The sequence below is a fragment of the Bradyrhizobium sp. MI1.4 genome, assembly GCF_055811315.1.
On sequence record NZ_JBVVPP010000082.1, the window covers coordinates 1 to 1888 of the forward strand.

2 protein-coding genes are annotated in these 1888 nt (G+C 64.3%); both read left to right on the forward strand.

Annotation, left to right across the window (positions count from 1 at the left end; all coding sequences use genetic code 11):
- Nucleotides 1–238 precede the first annotated feature (238 nt).
- A complete protein-coding gene (locus AC0L23_RS38340) occupies nt 239–778 on the forward strand; it encodes an RDD family protein (protein ID WP_007611123.1) in 540 nt (179 codons plus the stop codon).
- A 149-nt stretch (nt 779–927) separates the two neighbouring features.
- A complete protein-coding gene (locus tag AC0L23_RS38345; RefSeq protein WP_018458387.1) occupies nt 928–1704 on the forward strand; it encodes an arginyltransferase in 777 nt (258 codons plus the stop codon).
- Nucleotides 1705–1888 lie beyond the last annotated feature (184 nt).

Below are 1888 nucleotides of genomic sequence, written 5' to 3' on the forward strand. Positions count from 1 at the left end.
ACCGGCGAACGTACTAACTTCCAGTTTTCGCCAAGCTTGTCCCTGGGGTAATGGGTCCTGGCTTTCGCCAGGACGACACTGAGGGTGTGGCGCCGCGTCCTTTCCTCCCGCCTCCGCCGCCCCCGAATCGCCGGAATATTTCGGCTTGTTAATCTCGGCGCCCTTGGCACGCGGACGGCCTGTTCCCATGTCCTTCCACGGGAGTCCTGCCACGGGAGTTTCCCTCGGGAGAATGGTCATGTCGTATTCGGACTCGGGCAATGCCTGGCGCAATGACGGTGGGGCGCAGCCACATGCCTACGATCCCTATCTGCATCCGGAACTGTTCCGCGGCGTTGCGACGCGGCGGGTCTTCGCCTTCCTGATCGACATGGTTGTGATCTCGGTGCCGGTGATCCTCGGCTACCTCTTCATCGCGGTGTTCGGCGTGGTCACGCTCGGCATCGGCTGGGCGCTGTTCTGGCTGGCCTGGCCGGCCTCCGTGATCTGGGCCATCGTCTATTACGGCGCCTGCATCGGCGGTCCGTCGTCCGCGACCATCGGCATGCGCGTGATGGATCTTGAGTTGCGCACCTGGTACGGCGCGCCCGGCTATTTCGTGCTCGGCGCCACCCACGCCGTGCTGTTCTGGGTGACCGTCTCGTTCCTGTCGCCCTTCGTGGTGCTGGTCGGGCTGTTCAACGGCCGCAGGCGCTTGCTGCAGGATTTCGTGCTGGGAACGGTCGTGATCAACAACTCCGTTCGCGCGCCGGTGCCTCAGGGCGCCAGAACCTACTGATCAAAGGACCTGCTGATCAACGAACCCGGATCAAGGACCTATCAACCTGGACCCGCTATGCTGTCCGATCTGACCTGCCGAGTAGACCGATTGACCGGGGGCTTTCGTAGCGCGATGCTGATGCACATTTTGGAGGCCCACGACGTCCCTTGACCCAGCACTCGCGCGACACCCCACAATTTTACCTCACGGCGCCCTCCCCCTGCCCCTATCTGCCGGGCCGGCACGAGCGCAAGGTGTTTACGCACCTCGTAGGTGAGCGCGCCGGTGACCTCAACGACCTCCTGACCCATGGCGGCTTTCGTCGCAGCCAGTCGATCGCCTACCGTCCCGCCTGCGACCAGTGTCGCGCCTGCGTCTCGGTCCGGGTGATCGCCAACGAGTTCCGCCCCTCCCGCAACTTCCGCAAAGTCATCGCGCGCAACGCCGACATCATCGGCGAGCAGCGCAGCGCGGTGCCGACCTCCGAGCAATATTCGGTGTTCCGCGCCTATCTCGATTCCCGTCACCGCCATGGCGGCATGGCCGACATGACCGTGCTCGACTACGCCATGATGGTCGAGGACAGCCACGTCGAGACCCGTATCATCGAGTACCGCAAGCGCGGTCCCGACAGCGGCATCACCGGCCGCGGCGAGGAGTTGATCGCGGTGGCGCTGACCGACGTGCTCAGCGACGGCCTGTCGATGGTCTATTCGTTCTTCGAGCCGGGCGAAGTCAGCCGCTCGATGGGCACCTTCATGATCCTCGACCACATTGCCCGCGCCCGGCGGCAGGGATTGCCTTACGTCTATCTCGGCTACTGGATCGAGGGCTCCAAGAAGATGGACTACAAGGCCCGCTTCCTGCCGCAGCAGCGCCTCGCGCCGTCAGGTTGGCTGCGCATCGACGCGCAAGGCGATGCGACGTCCGAGCCGCAGGATTAGCTCTCCGTCATGCCCCGCGAAAGCGGGGCATCCAGTACGCCGCGGCGCCTCGGCTCAGTCACTACTGTCTCTGGAATACTGGGTCGTCCGATCAAGCCGGACGACGACACCCCGGGTGTGGTACCCCCAACAACCGGGGCGCGAGCAGCGTCAAGTTAAAAACCACCAAGATGCCCGCCCCCCA